Origin of the sequence: Novacetimonas hansenii JCM 7643 (assembly GCF_000964405.1) — a bacterium.
Taxonomy (GTDB): domain Bacteria; phylum Pseudomonadota; class Alphaproteobacteria; order Acetobacterales; family Acetobacteraceae; genus Novacetimonas; species Novacetimonas hansenii.
Window position 1 is genome coordinate 1 of sequence record NZ_BANE01000286.1, and the last position, 3,153, is coordinate 3,153.

General features: G+C 63.3%; 2 protein-coding genes. Both read left to right on the plus strand.

Features of this window, described 5'->3' with window-relative positions; genetic code table 11:
- The first annotated feature begins 300 nt into the window (after positions 1–300).
- The gene (locus B7G66_RS15055) at positions 301–870 is read left to right on the plus strand and encodes a TetR/AcrR family transcriptional regulator (RefSeq protein ID WP_003621705.1); all 570 of its coding nucleotides are present in this window, start codon (positions 301–303) and stop codon (positions 868–870) included.
- Between the two features lie 155 nt (positions 871–1,025).
- Positions 1,026–3,050 (plus strand): squalene--hopene cyclase, encoded by a 2,025-nt coding sequence (gene shc / locus B7G66_RS15060; protein ID WP_048859354.1) that lies wholly within the window; start codon positions 1,026–1,028, stop codon positions 3,048–3,050.
- Positions 3,051–3,153 lie beyond the last annotated feature (103 nt).

The window sequence follows — 3,153 nt, forward strand, 5'->3', positions numbered from 1 at the left end:
TGCACGTGACCTGCACGTGACCTGCACGTGACCTGCACGTGACCGCGCGCCCATGCCGTGGCCCTTCATACCATATCCGCCACCGCATATCCGTCATACCATACCCACCGCACAGAGGGGAAAGCCATGGGTGGGGAAAGCCATGGACGGCCAACGCCATGGGGCATGAAAACCATGGGGGGTTGAAAGCCATGGGGGCGTGGTTTAATTCCATCCATATGGATTGAAACCACGCCCCTTGAAACCACACCCCGAACGGCAGGGGATGACAGCAGATGGCGACAGCAGGCAGGGAACATCATGGCGCGACCCAAGACCATCGACCGTGAAAATGTGCTGCACTGCGCCGAACAGGTGGTACAGCGTTCGGGGGCGGCGGCCCTGACACTGGATGCCGTGGCGCGGCAGGCAGGGATTACCAAGGGCGGGCTGCAATATTGTTTCGGCAATAAGGATGACCTGATCGCCGCCCTTGTGGAACGCTGGATCGCGGCGTTCGATATGCAGGCCGCGCAATATGGTGGTCCCGATGCCTCCCCCATGGCGCGTGTGCGCGCATATGTGCGGGTATGCAGCCAGATTGACGACGCCACGCGCGCGCGCATGGCCGGGATGCTGGTCACGCTGTTGCAATCGCCCCGCCACCTGCACCGTATCCGGCAATGGTATGCCGGATGGTTCAGCCCCGCCGCCACATCCACCACGCACGAGGTGCAGCGGCTGCGCACGATGCTGTTTGCGGCAGAGGGTGCTTTTTTGCTGCGTACCCTTGGCTTTATCGACATGGCGCAGGCACAATGGGACACGGTGTTCGCCGATATCCAGACCATGATATCGCCCGCCGTTGCCTCCCCCGCCCCGGCGACATAGCGCCTGAGTGGCGTCCAACTTGCTCTTTTCTTGCTATCTTGCACGGATATTTACAGACAATGGATACGACAGGTCACACCCCGGTCACGACAGCCCCCGCCGCACCTGACGCCACGGGCACGCAGACACAGACGGCCGGCGCCCCCTTTGCGGGGATGGGCAACAGCATGACGCACACGATCTCTGCCGCGTGCGACTGGCTGATACAGCAGCAGAAACCCGATGGTCACTGGGTGGGGTCTGTCGGCTCCAATGCCTCGATGGAGGCGGAATGGTGCATCGCGCTGTGGTTCCTTGGCCTGGAAAACCATCCGCTGCGCCCGCGCCTTGGCAACGCGCTGCTGGAAATGCAGCGCGAGGACGGGTCGTGGGGGGTCTATTACGGCGCGGGGAATGGCGACATCAATGCAACGGTGGAGGCATATGCCGCGCTGCGTTCGCTGGGATATCCCGCCGATACGCCCGCCCTGGCACGGGCGGCCACATGGATCGCGCGCAAGGGGGGATTGCGCAATATCCGTGTCTTTACACGGTATTGGCTGGCGCTGATCGGGGAATGGCCGTGGGAAAAGACGCCCAACCTGCCGCCCGAAATCATCTGGTTTCCCAATAAATTCGTCTTTTCCATCTATAACTTTGCCCAATGGGCACGCGCGACACTGGTGCCGCTGGCGATCCTGTCGGCACGCAGGCCCAGCCGCCCGCTGCGCCCGCAGGACCGGCTGGATGCGCTGTTTCCCGAAGGACGGGCGAATTTCGACTATACCCTGCCCAAAAAGGAAGGGCGCGACCTGTGGGCCACCTTCTTTCGCACCACGGACCGGGGGCTGCACTGGCTGCAATCCAATGTCCTGCGCCGCAGCACGATGCGCGGGGCGGCCATCCGCCACATGCTGGAATGGATCATCCGCCACCAGGACGCCGATGGCGGGTGGGGCGGCATCCAGCCGCCATGGGTGTACGGCCTGATGGCCCTGCATGGCGAGGATTACCAGTTGCACCACCCCGTCATGGCCAGGTCGCTGGGTGCGCTGGACGATCCGGGCTGGCGTCATGACCGGGGCAATGCATCGTGGATACAGGCCACCAACAGCCCGGTATGGGACACCATGCTGGCGCTGATGGCGTTGCATGACGCGGGGGGGGAGGACCGCTTTACCCCGGAAATGGACCGTGCCCTTGACTGGCTGCTGGCGCGGCAGGTGCGCGTGCGCGGCGACTGGTCCATCAAGCTGCCGGATGTGGAACCCGGCGGATGGGCGTTCGAATATGCCAATGACCGGTATCCCGATACCGACGACACCGCCGTGGCGCTGATTGCGCTGGCGCCATGCCGCAACCGCCCGGAATGGAAGGAAAAGGGCGTGGACGCCGCCATCGACCGCGCGGTCAGGTGGCTGGTGGCGATGCAGAGCGAATGCGGCGGATGGGGCGCGTTCGACAAGGACAACAACCGCAGCCTGCTGTCGAAGATCCCGTTCTGTGACTTTGGCGAGGCACTGGACCCGCCATCGGTCGATGTGACGGCGCATATCCTGGAGGCATTCGGCCTGCTGGGCCTGCCGCGCGACATGCCCGCGATCCAGCGCGCCCTGGCCTATGTCCGTGCGGAACAGGACCCCGCCGGTCCGTGGTTCGGGCGGTGGGGCGTGAATTACGTCTATGGCACGGGGGCGGTCCTGCCCGCGCTTGCCGCGATTGGGGAGGACATGACCCAGCCCTATATCGCCCGCGCGTGCGACTGGCTGGTGGCGCACCAGCAGGAAGATGGCGGATGGGGCGAAAGCTGCGCCTCATATATGGAAATCGCATCGGTCGGGCGCGGGACGACCACACCATCACAGACGGCATGGGCGGTGATGGGGCTGGTGGCCGCAAACCGGGCACAGGATTACCCGGCGATCGCGCGCGGGTGCCGTTACCTGATCGAACGCCAGCAACCCGACGGAAGCTGGCATGAAGCAGAGTTCACCGGCACGGGCTTTCCCGGATACGGGGTGGGACAGACCATCAAGCTCGACGATCCGATGCTGTCGCAACGCCTGTCGCAGGGGGCGGAACTGTCCCGTGCGTTCATGCTGCGTTACGACCTGTACCGGCAGCTTTTCCCGATCATGGCACTTAGCCGGGCGGCACGCCTGATGCCGGTGGGGGGCGCGAAACAGCAAGGGACCGTTTGAAAACAAACCGTTGAGAAACAATGGGAAAAGATTTTTGGTGTTGCCTTTCGATGAAAAAAGCGGCGTCTTTCGAAGCTTTTTGAAAAAAGCTTCACCAAAAACT